Origin of the sequence: Neptunomonas sp. CHC150 (assembly GCF_030397555.1) — a bacterium.
GTDB lineage: Bacteria > Pseudomonadota > Gammaproteobacteria > Pseudomonadales > Balneatricaceae > Neptunomonas > Neptunomonas phycophila.
On the sequence record NZ_JAPNXU010000006.1, the window covers coordinates 244,083 to 262,443 of the forward strand.

18 protein-coding genes are annotated in these 18,361 nt (G+C 45.4%); 3 read left to right on the forward strand and 15 right to left on the reverse strand.

Annotation, left to right across the window (positions count from 1 at the left end; all coding sequences use genetic code 11):
- Positions 1-43 precede the first annotated feature (43 nt).
- The 11 genes from fnr to ccoN form a co-directional block, all read right to left on the reverse strand.
- Positions 44-820: a fumarate/nitrate reduction transcriptional regulator Fnr gene (gene fnr, locus OW491_RS07170; RefSeq protein WP_215151889.1), complete on the reverse strand. Its 777-nt coding sequence runs from the start codon at positions 818-820 to the stop codon at positions 44-46.
- A gap of 84 nt (positions 821-904) precedes the next feature.
- Positions 905-2,296 carry an oxygen-independent coproporphyrinogen III oxidase gene (hemN, locus tag OW491_RS07175; RefSeq protein ID WP_215151888.1) on the reverse strand — a complete coding sequence of 464 codons (1,392 nt, stop codon included), beginning with the start codon at positions 2,294-2,296 and terminating at the stop codon, positions 905-907.
- 80 nt (positions 2,297-2,376) lie between these two features.
- Positions 2,377-3,027: a sulfite exporter TauE/SafE family protein gene (locus OW491_RS07180; RefSeq protein ID WP_215151887.1), complete on the reverse strand. Its 651-nt coding sequence runs from the start codon at positions 3,025-3,027 to the stop codon at positions 2,377-2,379.
- A gap of 5 nt (positions 3,028-3,032) precedes the next feature.
- A complete protein-coding gene (gene ccoS / locus OW491_RS07185; protein ID WP_075172418.1) occupies positions 3,033-3,212 on the reverse strand; it encodes a cbb3-type cytochrome oxidase assembly protein CcoS in 180 nt (59 codons plus the stop codon).
- 2 nt (positions 3,213-3,214) lie between these two features.
- Complete coding sequence (locus OW491_RS07190; RefSeq protein ID WP_290035348.1) at positions 3,215-5,683, reverse strand: heavy metal translocating P-type ATPase; 2,469 nt, start codon at positions 5,681-5,683, stop codon at positions 3,215-3,217.
- Positions 5,684-5,694: 11 nt separating this feature from the next.
- Positions 5,695-6,210 (reverse strand): FixH family protein, encoded by a 516-nt coding sequence (locus OW491_RS07195; RefSeq protein WP_178968872.1) that lies wholly within the window; start codon positions 6,208-6,210, stop codon positions 5,695-5,697.
- A gap of 74 nt (positions 6,211-6,284) precedes the next feature.
- Positions 6,285-7,703: a cytochrome c oxidase accessory protein CcoG gene (gene ccoG / locus OW491_RS07200; protein ID WP_178968871.1), complete on the reverse strand. Its 1,419-nt coding sequence runs from the start codon at positions 7,701-7,703 to the stop codon at positions 6,285-6,287.
- 150 nt (positions 7,704-7,853) lie between these two features.
- Positions 7,854-8,744, reverse strand: a complete 891-nt coding sequence (gene ccoP, locus OW491_RS07205) for a cytochrome-c oxidase, cbb3-type subunit III (RefSeq protein WP_075172415.1) — start codon at positions 8,742-8,744, stop codon at positions 7,854-7,856.
- Positions 8,741-8,893: a cbb3-type cytochrome c oxidase subunit 3 gene (locus tag OW491_RS07210; protein WP_075173505.1), complete on the reverse strand. Its 153-nt coding sequence runs from the start codon at positions 8,891-8,893 to the stop codon at positions 8,741-8,743. The genes ccoP and OW491_RS07210 overlap by 4 nt, the downstream gene beginning before the upstream one ends.
- A gap of 44 nt (positions 8,894-8,937) precedes the next feature.
- Positions 8,938-9,558: a cytochrome-c oxidase, cbb3-type subunit II gene (gene ccoO / locus OW491_RS07215; RefSeq protein WP_075172414.1), complete on the reverse strand. Its 621-nt coding sequence runs from the start codon at positions 9,556-9,558 to the stop codon at positions 8,938-8,940.
- Between the two features lie 17 nt (positions 9,559-9,575).
- Positions 9,576-11,006, reverse strand: coding sequence for a cytochrome-c oxidase, cbb3-type subunit I (gene ccoN, locus OW491_RS07220; RefSeq protein ID WP_075172413.1), 1,431 nt, complete (start codon positions 11,004-11,006; stop codon positions 9,576-9,578).
- A gap of 370 nt (positions 11,007-11,376) precedes the next feature.
- Between ccoN and OW491_RS07225 the strand changes: the two genes are divergently transcribed.
- The 3 genes from OW491_RS07225 (at position 11,377) to OW491_RS07235 (ending at position 12,893) form a co-directional block, all read left to right on the forward strand.
- The gene (locus OW491_RS07225; RefSeq protein ID WP_290035354.1) at positions 11,377-11,994 is read left to right on the forward strand and encodes an alpha/beta family hydrolase; all 618 of its coding nucleotides are present in this window, start codon (positions 11,377-11,379) and stop codon (positions 11,992-11,994) included.
- A gap of 65 nt (positions 11,995-12,059) precedes the next feature.
- The gene (gene tusA, locus OW491_RS07230; protein ID WP_075172411.1) at positions 12,060-12,302 is read left to right on the forward strand and encodes a sulfurtransferase TusA; all 243 of its coding nucleotides are present in this window, start codon (positions 12,060-12,062) and stop codon (positions 12,300-12,302) included.
- A 9-nt stretch (positions 12,303-12,311) separates the two neighbouring features.
- A complete protein-coding gene (locus tag OW491_RS07235; protein WP_139303147.1) occupies positions 12,312-12,893 on the forward strand; it encodes a ProQ/FINO family protein in 582 nt (193 codons plus the stop codon).
- A gap of 146 nt (positions 12,894-13,039) precedes the next feature.
- Here the strand turns inward: OW491_RS07235 and OW491_RS07240 are convergent, their stop codons facing one another.
- From OW491_RS07240 to OW491_RS07255, 4 genes are all read right to left on the reverse strand, one after another.
- Complete coding sequence (locus OW491_RS07240) at positions 13,040-14,995, reverse strand: EAL domain-containing protein (RefSeq protein WP_290035357.1); 1,956 nt, start codon at positions 14,993-14,995, stop codon at positions 13,040-13,042.
- Positions 14,996-15,036: 41 nt separating this feature from the next.
- The gene (locus OW491_RS07245; RefSeq protein WP_346424304.1) at positions 15,037-15,765 is read right to left on the reverse strand and encodes a transglutaminase-like cysteine peptidase; all 729 of its coding nucleotides are present in this window, start codon (positions 15,763-15,765) and stop codon (positions 15,037-15,039) included.
- A 65-nt stretch (positions 15,766-15,830) separates the two neighbouring features.
- The gene (locus tag OW491_RS07250; RefSeq protein ID WP_290035359.1) at positions 15,831-16,940 is read right to left on the reverse strand and encodes a DUF3080 family protein; all 1,110 of its coding nucleotides are present in this window, start codon (positions 16,938-16,940) and stop codon (positions 15,831-15,833) included.
- A gap of 47 nt (positions 16,941-16,987) precedes the next feature.
- The gene (locus OW491_RS07255) at positions 16,988-18,337 is read right to left on the reverse strand and encodes an MATE family efflux transporter (RefSeq protein ID WP_290035360.1); all 1,350 of its coding nucleotides are present in this window, start codon (positions 18,335-18,337) and stop codon (positions 16,988-16,990) included.
- Positions 18,338-18,361: the final 24 nt, after the last annotated feature.

Genomic DNA, 18,361 nt, shown 5'->3' on the forward strand with positions numbered 1-18,361 from the left:
GTATATGAGGTCAGCCCTAAAGAAAGAGCAATGATAGAATGCTTTATATAGATAACTCTTGCGTATCGGTTGGCTCTGAAGTGCCAGGGCATTCGCCGGATATTTCATAGAGCTTGTCGATACTTAACAGCTCAATTTCTTTGCCATCAACAGCCAGAATTTCGCTTTTCTGGAAACGTGTAAAGATACGGCTCACGGTTTCGACGGCTAAGCCTAAATAATTCCCTATTTCATTGCGTGACATGGAAAGACGGAATTTGTGCTCGGAGTAGCCTCGGGCTTTGAAGCGTTGCGATAGTTTTAATATGAACGTAGCAATACGAGCTTCAGCGTTCTTTTTAGAAAGCAAAAGCATCATTTGCTGGTCGTCCTTAATCTCTTTACTCATGGTGCGCATAACTTGGCGACGTAATTCCGGCAGTTGGCCACAAAGGTCATCTAAATTATCAAACGGAATTTCGCAGACGGCAGTTGTTTCAAGCATTTTAACCGAGATCGGATAAATGCCATCGTCATACCCGCTTAGACCGACAAGTTCACCAGGAAAGTAAAAACCGGTAATTTGCTCTTCGCCTTGGTCCGTAATTGTGTAGGTTTTGACGCTACCGGCGCGAATGGCGTATACGGATTTAAAAGCATCGCCTTGGTGAAAAAGGTGATCGCCTTTCTTTAGCGGACGGCTTTTTTCGATAATATCATCGAGACGGTCCATTTCGGTCATGTTGAGTGATACAGGCAAGCACAAAGAGCTCAAACTGCATGTTTTGCAGTGTGACTGATGAATACTATGAACTTTCCCTTCTTTACCGCAATCTGTCATGACAATTTCCTGTCGTAATTAGCCAATACTGCCTCGTTTACAAAGCAGATTATGGACTATTTAGGAAAGCGGGTGAAGGCTATATTAGATAATTCTTGAATAACCGAGAGTGGTATGCTCCTTTGGTATAAAGGCATCGAAGGCCATGCATATGCGCCTGATCAATAATCGACCAGCAGGCGAAACAATAATTTTGTCTTTTTTAACCGATAACAGCTTGTCTTCTTTAAACTGATTGATTTCAGGTAACACATCATTGAAATAGTCAAAGAAGTCGATGTCGTATTTTGTCTCTATCGCGGTAGTATCCAGTGAAAAATGACAAATAAGTTGGGTGATAACATCACGACGTATATGGTCGTCTTTAGTCAGCTGTATGCCACGCCTAATGGCACGGCCTCGATCCTCAATGGCTGCACTCCACGCCGTAATATCGTGCTCGTTTTGATAATACACGTCTCCTACTTGGCTAATAGCCGATACGCCCATGGCGATTAAATCGCAATCGGCATGTGTGGTGTAGCCTTGGAAGTTACGGTGTAATTTGCCTGTTTGTTGAGCGATAGCTAGTTCGTCTGTCGGCTTTGCGAAATGATCCATGCCAATATAGACGTAACCGGCATTGAGCAGTTTTTGAATCGTTGACTGTAAAATAGCCAATTTTTCATTGGCGCTGGGCAAGTCGGCTACATTGATATGTCGCTGAGGGCGAAACCGATCAGGCATGTGGGCATAGTTAAATACCGATAAGCGATCGGGGCTCATGTCGATAACTGTATCGAGTGTTTTATTGAACGTTTCGAGTGTTTGGTGCGGTAATCCATAAATTAAATCCATGTTAATGGATTTAAACCCCAATGAGCGAGCCTCATCGAGAATGCGCTGTGTATCTTCAGTTGACTGCACGCGGTTAACGGCTATTTGTACCCGAGGATCAACATCTTGGATGCCTAAACTAATCCGGTTAAAACCTGTAGCGCGCAATGTTTTTAGTGTGTTTGAAGAAGCTTCACGCGGATCTATCTCGATTGAATAATCGCCTTTATCGTCATTGCGCAGAGCAAAGTGATGACGTAAATGTGTCATCAGTTCTTGCATTTGCTCGTCACTGATAAAAGTAGGCGTGCCGCCGCCCCAATGCAATTGGTTTACAATACGCTGGTTACCGTACCAAGCAGCGGCTTGTTCTATTTCTTTGTAGAGAGTGTCTAAGTAAGGCTGGGCTTTATCGCGGTTGCGCGTAATCACTTTATTGCAGGCGCAGTAGTAGCAAACATGCGCGCAAAAAGGGATATGTATGTATAAAGAAAGCGGTGCATGAGCATCACTGGTTTTCAATCCGGTGCGAATTAAATCAATTTCGTTATGCTCAGTATCAAACTGTAAAGCCGTTGGGTATGAGGTGTATCGAGGGCCTGCTAGGTCATAGCGCTTGATTAAATCTGTATTCCAAGCAAGTTGAGTCGGTTGAGCCACAAATAGATCCTCTGTACATCATCATAGTATTGACGCCATGTTAGAGGATACGGATGTGTGTTGTTTTGACAGGGGTCAAGCTAGTGCGTTAATCCCGTCCATGGAATGGTGTAAATGCCAAAGGCGATAATCACGATACCAGCTACAGTATGAATCCATTGGCGCTGGAGTAATTGTTTGATCTCATTAGCTAATAACCCAGTTGCAAGCATGGCAGGTAGGGTACCCAAGCCAAAGGTAAACATGAGTACAGCACTTTCTAACGGATGTTGTGCAGAGGCACTCCAAATAAGCGTGCTATAAATAAGACCGCATGGCAGCCAACCCCAAAAGAAGCCAAGCAGTAGAGCTTGGCTAAGAGTCTGAACGGGCAGTAGTTTGCTGGCGGCGGGGCGGATGATAGACCATAACCCTTGCCCCAATTTTTCGATTCGGGTTAGCCCTTTCCACCATTGCCCGATATAAAGCCCCATGGCGATTAACAAGAGACCTGCACCCGTGCGCAGTATAAGTCCGGTCACGGGATCTTTGATCATGAATCCAAGACTGCCCACCAAAAAACCAGCCAAAGCGTAACTGAATATTCGCCCAACGTTGTATGCAACCAAGTAGTAGCGACGAGACTGCGTCATGGCAATAGAGGCTGCAATACCACCGCACATACCCAGGCAATGAGCACTGCCAAGCAAACCTAATATAATAGCCGTGGTGAGTGTGAGGCTGGTGGGCACGTTATTTACTTCTTATCTTGTTTTGCTTCGTCGGGTATGAGGTCGTCATCGTCGTCATATAAAATGCTGTGCGCGGGTGAATCAAGATCATCGTATTGGCCGGTATTTACACTCCAAAAAAAAGCCCAAATAGCAGCGCCCGTTAAAATAACAGCAAGTGGGATAAGAAAAAAAAGAATTTCCATAATTAACGACTCTTCTGGCCTGAGTGTAGCGGTTTACGACGGGGTAACCGAGTGAGACGCAAAGCGTTGCCTACAACAACCAGTGAACTTGTAGACATGCCAATAGCTGCCATATAAGGAGCCACAAAGCCCAAGGCTGCTAGGGGAAGCGCCAGCAAATTATAGCAGATTGCCCAGCCTAGGTTTTGACGAATAATGCGCTGAGTTTTACGTGCTAGGACAATAGCGTCGACTAAGCAGGTTACTTCACTACTAATCAGTACAGCATCTGCATTCGTTTTGGCGAGATCGGTTGCACTGCCCATCGCTATAGAGGTTTGAGCACCGGCTAACACGGGAATGTCGTTGATTCCATCGCCTACCATGATAACTTGCGCCCCTTGGCGCTGTAGTTGCTGTATGTGCGCAAGCTTATCCTGCGGAGAAGCATTGCTGATAATGTCTGTGATAGCGAGTTGTTCGGCTACTGCGGATACAGCCGATGAGCTATCTCCGGTGAGCATGCTAACGCTAAACCCTAGGCGCTTTAATTGCTTAAGGGCTAATGGAACGTCGTTTCGAATTTGATCACTCAGGCTAAACCAGGCTATTGGGGCTTGATCGTTACATAATAATAGCCACTGCTGTTCTTGGTCGGGAGCGTCACGGTAACTGATCGATTGATTGCACAGTTGAGAGGCGAATTCAGGCTTTCCTAAACGGTACTGTTGTTGGTTATATTCGCCGCAGATACCTTGTCCTAAACTCGCCTTTATGTTGTCGGCTGATTGGGCTCCGAAGCGGTGAAACGCTTTAGCGATTGGGTGTTCAGAGTGGGCTTCTAATGCGGCCGCTACCGTTAACGCGTGCTCAGTATCGTAATGCCCGAACGTTACTGTTTGCTGTAGAGAAAGGTTACCTTCTGTCAGTGTGCCTGTTTTATCAAAAACAATATGCGTTGCCGTTGAGAGGCTTTCGAGCACATGCCCGCGAGTAATGAGTAAGCCATGTTGGCGCAGTGTACCGGTAGCCGCTGTTAGGGCGGTTGGAGTGGCTAATGATAGAGCACAAGGGCAAGTGACCACCAGTACTGAAAGAGTGATCCAGAATGCGTTCTCTGGAGCGATATGCCACCAAGCGTAACTCACAACAGCAGCGGTAATGAGTACAGCGGCTACGAAATAGCTGGCTACTTTATCAGCTATTTGTGCAGCCTTTGGCTTTTCTTGTTGGGCACGATCTAATAAGCGCACAATGGCTGATAATTTTGTTTCTGTCCCCACGCTTGTGAGCTGTATTTGAATGGGGTTCTCTACATTAATTGTGCCGCCGACAACAGGGTCGTTGATATGCTTGCTTAATGGGCGATACTCGCCAGTTAATGCAGATTCATCTACCGATGTGCCGCCCACACAGATTGTACCGTCCGCCGGAATTATATGGCCGGGTTTGACTAACACAACATCGCCAACGTTGAGCTCTGTTGCTGGAACCAATGTTTCATTGCCGTTGATGATACGAGTGGCACTGGAGGGTAAAAGGTTGAGTAATGCGTTTCCGGCGCGACCTGTACGGTGGCGCGCTTGCATTTCAAGGTAGCGGCCAATCAATAAGAAGAAGGTAAACATGGTAACCGAGTCATAATAGACTTCTCCGGTTTCCAGCAGGGTAGCGGCGGCACTCGCGAGGTAGGCTCCTCCCACTGCTATCGATACAGGCACATCCATACTTAAATGGCGGGCTTTCAAATCTCGTAAGGCAGCCACAAAAAAAGGTCGGGCAGCATAAAACACGACAGGGGTGGCGATAATCAAGCTGACCCATCGAATAAATGCTTCGTAGACCGGCTCTATGCCTTGTAAAGCACCTGCATATAACGCCATAGCCAACATCATTGACTGCATCATGCCTAAGCCAGCGACACCTAAGCGGCGAATAGCACGTTTCTTTTCAACCTCAAGCAGCTGCTCTTCTTTATCTGGGTGATAAGGGTGGCCTTTGTAACCGATACGATAAATGGACGACATTATATCGCTGAGTTGTATATCGGTCTCTTTCCAACGGATACGAGCGCGGTGGTTCGTTAAATTGACCGAAGCTTGGATGACGCCCGCTTGTTTCGCTATATGATGCTCTAATAGCCAGACGCAAGCGGCGCAGGTGATCCCTTCGATAACGAGAACGGCTTCTTTGATTCCAGGCTCTACTTCAGAAACAAACTCTTTTTGAATAGAAGGGTTGTTATAGAGAAGTAGCTCATCTTGAACACTGCTAGGTAACTCTTGCCCAACGAGTTCAGGAGGTAGGACCAGTTCACCTTGACGATGCTTGTAATAATGCGTCAAGCCGCTGGAAACAATGGTTTCGGCAACGGCTTTGCATCCGGGGCAACACATAGGTTGCTCTTTATCGTTAATAAGCGCGCTAAAGTGTGTGCCGGATGGAATTGCCTGTCCGCAGTGAAAGCAGCGTTCGTTGGTAGAGCTTTGCATGTTTAAGGGCTCTACTGCTCTGGTTTCATATCAACTGTTTTTTGATCGTAGGGCGGCTGCATTTCTTCATGGAGATGCCAGCTTTCGTCTGCAGGGAATAAAAACAAAAAGCGTTTGCCGGTGATTTTTCCTGTTAGGGAGCCCGTGTATAAGTTTTGAGCGCCAATGGCTTTTAACGTAATTGCTTGGTCATATTTTTGGTGCGTGGGGTGAACAATATCGAGGGTTAGCGATGCAGGAGCCGGGTTCAGGTTTCCAGAAAGCGAAACCATAACATCACCGGTAATAGTATCTAGTTTGACTTGAGCTTCGATATTTTGATCCAACGCTCGTTGGTTCTTTTCTGATTTTACTTCGTAGCCACGGGCGATACGGTAATAATCATCTTTGACTACGCCGTCCATCGTTACGATTGACAGGTATAAAAAAGAAAAGCCGTAAATAAAAACAGCAATAAGAGGGGTAAGGATGAACCATAACCAAGGTTGTTTGTACCACGGTGCTATTACTTCGTTTTCTTCAGTCATATCTCTACTGCTTGTATAAAAATAGCTGCCATTAAGTGTGGCAGCCATTTTACCTGAATTAACGCTTGGGTCGACTATCTGCGTGGGGCAGGGCCGATAAAGCGATTCTCTTTCGTTATTTCAATACCGCTACCATCGGTAGCCTCCGCTGTTATCTTAATGTCATAACTTGGGTGCTCTAGGTTAGCTGGATCAACGCGCAAGCGAATTGTTTGGTTGATGAGTTGGCCTGCCTCAACCGTAACGAGCTCTTTACCTATGAGTTCGATACCTTTAATTCCGCTTACCGAGATACGGTACTGATGAGCAACTTGTTCTTTATTGGCAATTTTGAGTGTGTAAATATTCTCAATCATGCCATTGTTTGTTTCTTGGTACAGCTGTCCTCTGTCACGAATACATTCAAGCTCAATTGGAACACGTGTACCAATAGCGTAAACGAAAGCTGCACACATCAGCAGGAGCACTGCAAAATAACCGATTAGGCGAGGGCGTAAGAGGTGTGTTTTTTTACCTGTTAGCTGATGCTCAGTTGTGTATCGGACAAGCCCTCTTGGGTAATTCATTTTGTCCATGATTTCATCACATGCATCGATACATGCACCACAAGCAACACATTCGTACTGTAACCCATCCCGAATATCGATTCCGACTGGGCATACATTGACACAATGTCCACAATCAATGCAGTCGCCTAAGCCTTCAGCTTTATAATCTGCATTTTTTTTGCGCTTACCTCTTTTCTCTCCGCGCTCTTCATCGTAAGAAATAATGAGGGTGTCTTGGTCAAACATAACACTCTGAAAGCGAGCGTATGGGCACATGTAGATACAGACTTGTTCTCGAAGCCAGCCTGCATTGGCATAAGTCGCTACAGCAATAAAGCCGATCCACCACATTTCCCAAGGGCCAAGCGAGAAATTAGCAACATCCTGTACAAGCTGTCGAATAGGTGAGAAATAACCCACAAAGGCTATCGCGGAGGTAATGGCAATAATGAGCCAAAGAAAGTGTTTTACCGCCTTCTTGCGCAATTTGCTGGCATTCATGTTGCTTTTGTCTAGCTTCATGCGTTGGTTACGGTCACCCTCTGCTATGCGCTCAGCCCAAATAAATAACCAAGTCCATACAAATTGCGGGCAGGCATAACCGCACCATAAGCGCCCAGCAAAAACAGTGACAAAAAATAATGTAAACGCCAATATGATGAGTAGCCAAGAGAGCAGCATAAAGTCTTGCGGCCAGAACGTCATTCCAAATACATGGAACTGACGATTAGGTAGGTCAAACAAAACGGCTTGCTTGCCATCCCATTGAATCCAAGAAAAGCCATAGAACATTATTAACATAATGGCGCCGCTAATAATGCGTAGGTTTTTAAAAATACCCCGGTAGAACTTTACGTAGATGTGCTCGCGTTTGGCGTACAAATCATAGCTTTCAGTTTCTGGTTTTTTGGGGTTGGTAACATCTTTTATAGGTATCTGGTTCATGCCTGTGCTCGCAAGCCGAATAGAGAATTGGGGTCGTGCTAATTAGCATGTGCTAATGTTTATTAGAAGATCTTAATATTACCATGGTTTCTACAAAAAAAGGCGACACGGTATTAACCCTATCGCCTTTTGATTGATAACCGTCAATAACTACTTAGACAAGCTATATACATACGCCACGATTAGCTGGATTTTATCTTGGCTGAGTAGGTCTTTGTGCGCCGGCATTACACCAGCACGACCTGCACGAATAGTGTGCGCTACATCAGCAAAGCTATTACCATACAACCAGATATCATCGGTCAGGTTTGGCGCCCCCAGCATTTGCATCCCTTTACCGTCTACACCGTGGCAAGCGGTACAAAGTGATTCAAATGACTTCTTACCGTTGGTCACCGCTTCAGCGTCAACTTCTTTACCACTTAAGGAAAGAACGTAGCTTGCCACATCACGAACACCGTCTTCACCTAAAACAGCGCCCCATGCAGGCATGGCTCCTTGGCGGCCGTTAACGATAGTTTGAGTGATTGTTTCTGGTTCACCACCATACAACCAATCGTTATCGGTTAGGTTAGGAAAGCCGTGTGCACCTTGTGCCGCTGTGCCATGACAAACCGAGCAGTTGTTGGCAAACATACGCTGACCCATACGCAAACCTTCTGCGTTTTCAGGTTTTTGTAAGTCTTCAACACTCATGGCCGCATATTTAGCGAACACTGGTTTGTAAACCTCTTCAGCGTGGGCCATTTCTTCTTCCCACTGATTGGCAGAAGTCCAGCCTAGTAAGCCTTTGAAGTTTCCTAGACCAGGGTAAAGTGCTAGGTAAACAAGACCAAATATAACGGTGCCAAGGAATAACATGAACCACCAGCGAGGTAGGGGGTTATCGTATTCCGCTATGCCGTCAAACTCATGCCCAAGTGTTTCTTCTGTTTCCTCTTTAAAGCTTTCGCTTTTACGAGTTTGCAGGAGTAACCAAGTGCAACCAAAAATTACTGCTAAGGTAATGACTGATACCCAAGCGCTCCAAAAAAAGCTCATTTTTCCACTCTCCTGTTTGGATCCATCGCCTCTTCGGTGGCTGCCTCTTCTTTATCGTCTGCAAAGGGCAGTTGAGATGCTTCATCGAATCGCTTTTTGTTACCAGGTAATAGCACCCAGATAAACAAGCCAACGAAAGTCAGTAGCATAATTACCGGAATAAATGGACCGTAAACATCGTAACTCACTGTAATTACCGCTTATTGTTGTAAACAGAATGTGTTTTACCCAACGCTTGCAGATATGAAACCAATGCGTCGATTTCATACTTGCCAGCCACGTCGTCTTGCGCGGTTTCCATTTGCTCTTCGGTGTAAGGAACACCTAACTTTTTCAGAACAGCCATTTTAGCAGCGGTATCTGATCCTGTTAGCTTGTTCTCGAATAGCCAAGGATAGGACGGCATTTTAGACTCAGGGACCACATCACGTGGGTTATACAAGTGAGCACGGTGCCAATCATCAGAGTAACGACCACCCACACGGGCCAAATCAGGACCGGTACGCTTCGAACCCCATAGGAACGGGTGCTCCCATACGTGTTCGTTGGCAGTAGAGAAGTGACCATAACGCTCAGTCTCTGCACGGAAAGGTCGGATCATCTGCGTATGGCATACATGGCAGCCTTCGCGGATATAAATATCACGCCCTTCAAGCTCTACAGCACTATAAGTACGTAACCCTTCAATAGGCTTTGTTGTTTGTGCTTGGAAGAACAATGGAACTATCTCTGCAAGACCACCACCGCTGATAACGAGGATGATCAGCAAAATCATTAAGCCAATGTTCTTTTCAATAGTATCGTGTTTAATCATCTATTCTGCTCCTTCGCTTAGGCTGCCTGCGCAGCAGCAGTCGCTACTGGGGCGTTGCTGTTCTTGCGAACAGTCTGCCAAGTGTTGAAGGCCATCAGCAGCATACCGGTTACCCAGAACATACCGCCCATCCAGCGAACCATATAGCCGTAATGTGATGCCTCAAGTGCTTCAACGAAGCTGAACATCAATGTTCCGTCTTCATTAACAGCGCGCCACATTAGACCTTGCAGAATACCGTTAACCCACATCGCACAGATGTAAAGTACAGTCCCGACAGTAGCCAACCAGAAGTGAGCATTGATTAAACCGACACTCCACATTTGAGCTTTACCAAAAATCTTTGGCAGCATGTGGTAAGTCGCACCAATAGAGATCATCGCAACCCAGCCTAAAGCGCCCGCGTGAACGTGGCCGATAGTCCAGTCTGTGTTGTGAGAAAGGGCGTTAACCGTTTTGATAGACATCATCGGACCTTCGAAAGTCGACATGCCGTAAAACGAAAGAGAAACAACAAGGAAGCGAAGTACAGGGTCGGTACGAAGCTTATGCCAAGCCCCTGATAGCGTCATCATACCGTTGATCATGCCACCCCATGAAGGAGCAAGAAGAATCAAAGACATCACCATAGCAACAGACTGGGTCCAGTCAGGAAGGGCTGAGTAATGAAGGTGATGACCACCAGCCCACATGTAAGTCGCGATAAGCGCCCAGAAGTGAACGATGGATAGGCGGTAAGAGTAAATTGGACGTTCCGCTTGCTTAGGTACAAAGTAGTACATCATGCCCAAGAAGCCCGCCGTTAGGAAGAAACCTACAGCGTTGTGTCCGTACCACCATTGAACCATGGCATCAACGGCACCCGGGTAAACTGAGTATGATTTCCACATGCTGACTGGAATGACCATGCTGTTTACTATGTGCAGTACCGCCACGGTAATGATAAAAGCCATGTAGAACCAGTTACCTACATAGATGTGGGATGTTTTACGCATTTTAACTGTGCCCAAGAACACAATTGCATAAGAAACCCATACCACTGCAAGTAAAATGTCGATTGGCCATTCAAGCTCTGCATACTCTTTTGATGAGGTCAGGCCCATCGGCAGTGTGATTGCTGCCAGCACAATAACGGCTTGCCAACCCCAGAAGGTGAATGCAGCCAAGCCATCTGATATCAGACGGGTTTGGCATGTACGCTGAACAACGTAGTAAGACGTTGCAAACAGCGCGGAACCACCAAAGGCGAAAATAACCGCGTTGGTGTGTAGTGGGCGTATACGACCATAGGTTAGCCACGGAGTATCGAAGTTTAGTGCAGGCCATACCAGTTGGGCAGCGATTAAGACGCCCACTGACATACCGACTATGCCCCATACCACCGTCATAATGGCAAACTGGCGCACAACTTTATAATTATAAGTTGGGTGTTCAGTTACAGTGCTCATGTCAGGCTCTCATCAAAAGCTTAGTTTTACTATCTTAGTTTACAATAGAGTTCCACGGGCAATTATCTTGGAATAGCCCTGCAGTTTCAACGTGATTCCATTGTTGAATGGGGCGTATTGTCGCACATGAAGTGTGGGAAATATATTCCCTGTAAGTTCTATATGGATAAAATGTGTTTTTTTAAGTAGTTGTTTTTTAAGGTTTTTAAAATAATATTTTCGATTCTTTATTCGAGGCGCTACTAATGTCTGCGTACAATAGGCCTTTGGTCGAGGGGCTTTGGTAGCGTGGAACCCTATTAATATTGTGGCTTTACTTGATTTGCATCAACATGGTGGAACGAGTGGCTTTCAAAAATGAACGAGAAATATGACATTCCTAACCCACGGTACACCTAAAAAGGCTCGTATTCTGTTTATGCATGGTGCTGGTGCGCCAATGGATAGCGAGTTTATGAACGAGATGACACTGGCTTTAGCATCCGATGATATTCAAATAATACGATTTGAGTTTCCTTACATGGCCAATAGGCGCGTAACCGGAAAGAAAGCACCGCCTCCAAAAGCCGAAAAGTTGATAGATGATTGCCTAGAGGTGATAGCTCGTTATGATGATGCTCCTCTCTTTTTGATGGGGAAATCCATGGGAGGGAGAATTGCTTCGATGGTATTGGAGCAAACTTCTGCGATAGCGGCGTTTGCGTTGGGTTATCCTTTTCATCCATCTGGCAAGCCAGATAAATTACGCATATCACATTTTGAGAGCCTGTCTAAACCCATGGTTGTTATGCAGGGCACGCGTGATCCTTTAGGCAATAAAGAAGAGGTAGAGGGCTATTGTTTGCCTGAAATCGTGACGGTTCACTGGTTTGCTGATGGTAATCATGATCTAAAGCCGCGTGTTGCATCTGGGTGTACTCAGCGTCAGCATCTGGAGCAGGCCGCTGTGTTGATCCGATCAGAGATCCGTAAACTTTTAGCCGATTGAGGACACGGCTTCCGCTAGGTCCGTTTATTTGCGACAATAGGGGCGCATTGAATATGGAACTGAACATGATAGATATAAAAGAAGATAGCCTGTTAGATGCGACAGGGCTCTACTGTCCAGAACCTGTAATGTTGTTACACAACAAAGTGCGAGAGCTGGAATCAGGGAATGTATTGATGGTTGTTGCCACCGATCCTTCTACTGAGCGTGACATTCCGAAGTTTTGTACATTCCTCGGACATGAATTGTTAGAGCAGATCCATGAAAACGAAACATTCAGATATTATATTCGCGTTGGCGAATCCTAAGGTGACTGAGTGGGTCAGAATGTAGAATCAGTCATTGCCTCTACTCTGTCTTTAATTGATGAGTGTGAGTCAAGATTAGATCGGCTAGAACAGCAGGCCGAAAGTACGAATACACGTGTTATTGAGCGAGTTATTGAGAGAAAAGTTGTGAACGACGAAGTTACCCCAAAGAACAAAACTAAAACTAAAAACCGCGCGGCAAACCAAGCAGCACTTAAATTGTTGATGGAAACCTACCCTAAAACGTTTAACCGTGAAGATGTTAAACCGCTTAAAATTGGTATCCAAGATGATTTGTTAGCGGAAGAAAAAGTAGCAAAGAACAAAATCAAACGAGCACTGGCATCTTATGTTCGTTCGCCTCAATACTTCCGTTCAATGGTTGAAGGCGCTGACCGCGTTGATTTGCAAGGTGAAGCTGCTGGTAAAGTGACGGCTGAAGAAGCCGAGCATGCCAGAAGCCAGTTAAAAGAGTTTCATCAGCGTCGCCGTGAAGCGGCTCGCGAACAAGAAAAGCAAAAGCGTGCTCAAGAGCGTGAAGAGCGTATTAGCAGCAAGCTAGATCAATTAGTGGCTTTGAACAAGCGCTAATTAGGACATGTACAGCTCAACCGATGGGTGTGTTTATAGGTAAGCTCTGCTTAGTCTAGTAACCCAAAAGGTGAGCTTATTCTAAAAAGCCCGATTACAGTAAAAGTAATCGGGCTTTTTGCGTGGCTTTAAATAAAAATTGATTGCTAATTGAGTGCTTCGGGTTGCCCATAAAGGAAGCCTTGTGTGCCATCAATTTTAAGTAGGTTTAATTGCTGAACCTGTTCATTGCGTTCTACACGCTCGGCGTAAACTTGAATATCCAAGCTATGTGCCGCTGTAATCAGGCTGCTGATCAGGAAGCGGTCTTCTGCGCTGGTATCCACCTCACGGCTTAATGATCCATCTATTTTGATGTAGTTAGGCTGAACCGAGTATAGATAGCTGAAACCACTCGGATGCACACCAAAATTATCGACACCAAATTGAACGCCTGTTGGTCTTAGTAGGTTGCGAAACCAGACAATGTGCTCAATATCATTCAGCGCAGCGGTTTCATTAATCTCAATATTTAGTCGGTTACCTGGCGCGTATTGTTTGAGAAGTTGAGTTATCCATGTGCTAAAGCCATCCTCGTGGATGGTTTGCTGGCTCAAGTTGACCGTCAGAGGGCCGCCTTCTGGGTATTCAGCTAAATGTATAACTGCTTTTTCTAAAATAGCGCGGTCCAAAGCTGAAATTAGATTTAAGGATTTTACTACATGGATAAACTCGCCAGCAGAGCAAGGCTCTCCTGCCTTATTCAGGATGCGAGCAAGTAGTTCGCGTTGCAAAATAGTCGGGTTGTCTTGGGTGGAATGCGATGAGAATACTGGTTGGAATTGTATGAAAATATTCTTGTTCTGAATGGCTTTGGCGACATGCTGTTGCCATGATTCAGAAGCGACTGTAGAACCGGTAAACGTGTCGGGTAACAAGAGAGCCGTGCTTTGTTTTTTGGCTACCTGTATAGCCAGTTTGGCGTCTGACATCACGAGATTAGCACTTGCTAGTGTATCGAAAGTGGTGACTGCGATGTGGAATGGCATACCGTCATCTTGCGGTGAAATAAAATTACTCTGTGTAGTGAGTTGTGCAGCTAGCGCATTAAGTTCTCTTTTTATGAGTTCTTCATCAACGGTCGGAAGAATTGCGGCAAAGTCTGACCCTGTTAATCGGCCTACAATATTGGGGTCAAAACGCATAGCAAGTTTAGACAGTGTGCCGCCAATATGCTTCAAATAATTATTGGCTTCTTCTTCGCCTAAGGCTGAGTTCAGAGCCTGTAAATCGTTAACATGCAGGTAAATACAACATCCAGGCCCAAACTCTTGGCGGTTGTCTAACCAGTCACTTAGCAACGCCATTGTAGATCGTTGATTAGCTAAGCCCGTAAGGTTGTCTTGGTAGGCCGTTTTGCGCAATTCTTCAATATGCAGTGATTGTTCGGCAAACATTTTTTGTACGCGCTTAACCATGCTGTTCATGGCTAGGACAACCCGCTTAAGTTCTCGGGTTTTGGGGATGTTTTCTTGTTCTATGTACTGCCTTTCTGCCAAGGCTTGTGCCTGCTCTTCTACGCCACGTAGAGGGCTTAAAATATAACGGATGAGCGTACTTAACAGCAGGACACTTAACAAAGATAAAGAGACGAAAAGTATTAATGTATTCTGTGCCCCTTGCCATAACTGAGAATAGGCGTAATCGGCTCTGCTTTGAACGAGTACAGAGCCAACTTTACGCCATTGAAAGCTGATTTCGCGACTCATTGAGGGTGGCGTTAACTGGACTAAGCTGACGAACCAGTCTGGCACGCTTTTCCCTGATTGGGGGAGGGTGCTGGTTTCAAACAGCGTTTCATTGTCGGCAGAGCGAATCACTATTTTTTGATAGAATCCACTATCAAAGATAGCGTTAACGGTTGCTTCGATGGTCGCTGTATCTTTGTCAGCCACATAGGGGGCTAGATAAAGTCCTAGGTGAGTTGCCGTATCCTGACCATGCGATTCTAATTGAGTAAGAAGCATATTTTTGGAGCTGTCTGACATAATAAATAACGTACCCGCGACAAGCCCGATCAGCACGGCAAATACGGCAGCAATAAGCTGATTAACCAGTGACATAAAGATCTCCTAGGTATGCTGTTGTGTATAGGGTGTTGTAGTTAGTTAACATTAACATGCTTATTCTCTAATCGTGACTGCAGTTTAACCCAAGGGCCTAGTCGTTCTGATGTACCTACTAACTGTGCGCGGCGTCCTTTTTTTGATAGCCATAGATTATCACCATTGAAACTATAAACGTGAAGTAAATCAGGGCGTTGCGAGGCTGGTTTAATATCGGCTATCAAATTATCTAACACCAATGGTACCGAGCTGGGGGTGTCATAGTAGGTTAAAACCATGTGGGCTTGATTGAGTTCTAGCGCTTTAACATAGGCGATACTCATTTTGTCGATGTCGACGCCTAATTCACGCAACGTGTAGTATTTAGCAATGGAAAAGTCTTCACAATCACCACCATTACTGATGAGGAACTCCAGTGGTGTGGCCCAGTAATCTTTCTGTTTCCAATGGTCGATGTCGTCTAAAAAGCGTACCTGATTAAAGAAGTTGTTTACTCGTGTGAGTTTCTCTTTTTCGGGTAGGTCTGCGCTTTCTTTGATCAGGTTTTGCCAAGCGATTAAACGCCTTTTCGCTTCCTCACCGTATTCGTTGCCTAGCTGATTTATGTAGGCTGTGGTTAGCTTTACACTGATATCGCTTACCGCTATCAGTGAAAAGAAAGAGAGACCAGCCAGTACTACTAAGCACATAAAATAGCTCTGTAATGTGCGAGAGGAGCGGTGCTTGGGTATGTTGATAAGCTCTGTCACGGTTGACTGCGTATCCATTAGCTGACTGATGTTTCGTGGTTATCAATAAGCATGGTTCACAAAACGCGATACAGCAAACTCTCTTAGCGATTATTTGCGTTGGGCATGAGGTTGCATTGGCTAAGAATATGTTGCCATGCCTGCGTATGCCTATTTCGAGCATTTATGTATTGATTCCAGAGACTTATGTCGGTTGCGCGAGTAAAAACTTTAGCGTCATAGAGGCGTGTGCTTGCCGGTGGCGAAACAAATTCACGAATCTTTGTATGAGCGGAAAACCATTGCTCTGACAATCGATGAACCGTGGCCATGTAGGGTTGAATAGTTGTCGCATAAAAGCGTGTAAATACAGTTTTAAGTATGTCTGCTTTTGGGTTGCTCATTTCATTAAAGCACAAAGGCCGGCGTTGTAGCCGCGCTTCGATAACATCAGCTGTCGTATTGAGATAGTGTGTTAGTAGCATTAAAGAGCGTAGTAGTGGTGTGCCGGCCGGGTTTTTATACAAATCTTCCATGTGCTTTTCGATATCAGTGAGCATCTGATTCGCACGAGAGTAATCCTGTTGCTTCAACATTTGGGATAATTGTGCAAAATATTCCCAGCTAGTTAGTGCATTTTGGATGGGGTGTTCATTATTCACTCCCAAAGGCAGCGTGGCTTGATTGAGAGCTAATGACTCGTCGATCTCCTGTCCTGTGTAGAGGGCGTTCCAGAGATACTTAGGCTGTTCTTGCAGTTTAACGTGCGCAATGTGGTGCAAACGAGCGATGGTCTCAGGTTTGGTATCTGGATTTTTTTCCAATATAGGGACACACTCGATAAGGCGCTGATAAAAAGTTATTTCATAAATCAGTATTTGGCTGGGAGAGGAAACTTTACCTAAGGAGCTGTTTCGTTTAGCAATTAAGGGGATTAAGTTGCATTCGCTTAGCTCTAAAATATCAAGTAGTCCCTCGCGCAGGTCAATGGTTGGTTGTAATCGCTCACGCAAAGCAGGAAGGGCAGGGAAGTTAGTCTGCGGGGGTGGGCTAGCTATTGGTTGATCTAGAACGTTTGCCACACGTTCTTGATAGGTCTGCATGACAGCCTGTTCTTCGGGATGGTTATCACATCCCGTTAGTAGGATGAATATGCAGATGCTTCCCATGTTGCATAACGTGTTCGCTAAGTTCGACAACAAACATTGACGCATGGTTAAAGCCTTATGTTTTATGCATGTGCTAGCTTAGCGCTACTGGATTAAGCTATTGCATTGCGAGCCACGCTACGTATACGAATGATCAGTAACCCTGCCGAAATGCTTAGGGCAATGACGAGAGCATACCAAAAGCCGGCGGCACCCATCGAAGGCGTGATGAGGTCCGTCATACCTAAAATATAGCCTAATGGTAAGCCGATCCCCCAATAAGCAAAGCAAACGATAATCAGCGGTATCTTTGTATCTTTATAGCCACGTAAAGCACCTGCCGTAGTCACCTGAAGCGCGTCGGAAATTTCAAAGAAGGCAGAAATGATTAGTAGGCTGGTTGCTAATTCTATAACGGGTAGTTCATTACTAAAAATGTCGGCAATGTTCCATGCAAATAGCCAAACACCGATGCTTGTAAATATAGCTAAAGTAGCTGCTGTACACAGGGCTATTCTTGCAACAATCCAAGCTTTTTCTGCTTGTTTTGCCCCCATTAGGGTCCCTATACGAATAGTGCTAGCCATCGCGATACTTAGCGGAATCATGAAAACCTGACTAGTAAAGCTCAGTGTAATTTGGTGGGCAGCAACAATGGTGGTACCTAAAGGGGCAAGCGCCAGAGCAATCACACTAAACATGCTGGTTTCAATCATGATGGACGCCCCAATGGGAAGGCCTAGCATCAATAGTTGCTTTGTGACACCGGGAACCCAGAGGCGACGCTTTTCAACCTTAGGAAGCTTGAGTGGGTGGCTGGTTTTTAATAAAAAGATCCCACTAAAAAGCATAAACCACATAACAATAGCCGTGGCCCAGCCACAGCCTTCGCCCCCCATTTCTGGGAGACCAAAATATCCAAAAACAAAAATAATATTGAGCGGGATATTTAGCAAGAGAGCGGTGATAGAAATAATTAACGCTGGGCGTGTTTGACTGATCCCATCACAGTAACAACGGATAACTTGGTATATAAACATTGCCGGCAAGCCAAATGAGACTGCTTTTAAATAGGCAAGGGTTTCTTTTGTTAGGTCGGGCTCAACACGCATTAAGTCGAATAAAGGGGAGGCTGATCGCAATAATAAGACGCTAACAATTCCAAGAATAAGCGCTATCCAGAAAGCCTGTTGGACTAGACCCGGGGTTTTATCTCGGCGTTTTTCACCTACGCTGTGGGCTACTAACGGGGTGGTAGCCATAAGCACGCCCGTAAAGGTCAAAAAAAGTGGAAACCACAAACTCGTACCTAGTGCAACGGCCGCCAATGATTGGGTGCTGTGCTGGCCTGCAATAATAGTATCAACGAATCCCAAAGATGATTGCGCAATTTGGGTGAGCATAATGGGCAAGCCAAGAGCGAAGAGATAACGAAGCTCGTTGATGAAAAGTAGTTTTTTCACGAAAGAATCACTTAATCGGAGGTG

Bases quoted from the DNA above. Each gene is read 5' to 3' on its own strand.
- fnr (WP_215151889.1), bottom strand. From the start codon at position 820: ATGACAGATTGCGGTAAAGAAGGGAAAGTTCATAGTATTCATCAGTCA.
- ccoS (WP_075172418.1), bottom strand. From the start codon at position 3,212: ATGGAAATTCTTTTTTTTCTTATCCCACTTGCTGTTATTTTAACGGGC.
- OW491_RS07190 (WP_290035348.1), bottom strand. From the start codon at position 5,683: ATGCAAAGCTCTACCAACGAACGCTGCTTTCACTGCGGACAGGCAATT.
- OW491_RS07195 (WP_178968872.1), bottom strand. From the start codon at position 6,210: ATGACTGAAGAAAACGAAGTAATAGCACCGTGGTACAAACAACCTTGG.
- ccoG (WP_178968871.1), bottom strand. From the start codon at position 7,703: ATGAACCAGATACCTATAAAAGATGTTACCAACCCCAAAAAACCAGAA.
- ccoP (WP_075172415.1), bottom strand. From the start codon at position 8,744: ATGAGCTTTTTTTGGAGCGCTTGGGTATCAGTCATTACCTTAGCAGTA.
- OW491_RS07210 (WP_075173505.1), bottom strand. From the start codon at position 8,893: ATGCTACTGACTTTCGTTGGCTTGTTTATCTGGGTGCTATTACCTGGT.
- ccoO (WP_075172414.1), bottom strand. From the start codon at position 9,558: ATGATTAAACACGATACTATTGAAAAGAACATTGGCTTAATGATTTTG.
- ccoN (WP_075172413.1), bottom strand. From the start codon at position 11,006: ATGAGCACTGTAACTGAACACCCAACTTATAATTATAAAGTTGTGCGC.
- OW491_RS07225 (WP_290035354.1), top strand. From the start codon at position 11,377: ATGACATTCCTAACCCACGGTACACCTAAAAAGGCTCGTATTCTGTTT.
- tusA (WP_075172411.1), top strand. From the start codon at position 12,060: ATGATAGATATAAAAGAAGATAGCCTGTTAGATGCGACAGGGCTCTAC.
- OW491_RS07240 (WP_290035357.1), bottom strand. From the start codon at position 14,995: ATGTCACTGGTTAATCAGCTTATTGCTGCCGTATTTGCCGTGCTGATC.
- OW491_RS07245 (WP_346424304.1), bottom strand. From the start codon at position 15,765: ATGGATACGCAGTCAACCGTGACAGAGCTTATCAACATACCCAAGCAC.
- OW491_RS07250 (WP_290035359.1), bottom strand. From the start codon at position 16,940: ATGCGTCAATGTTTGTTGTCGAACTTAGCGAACACGTTATGCAACATG.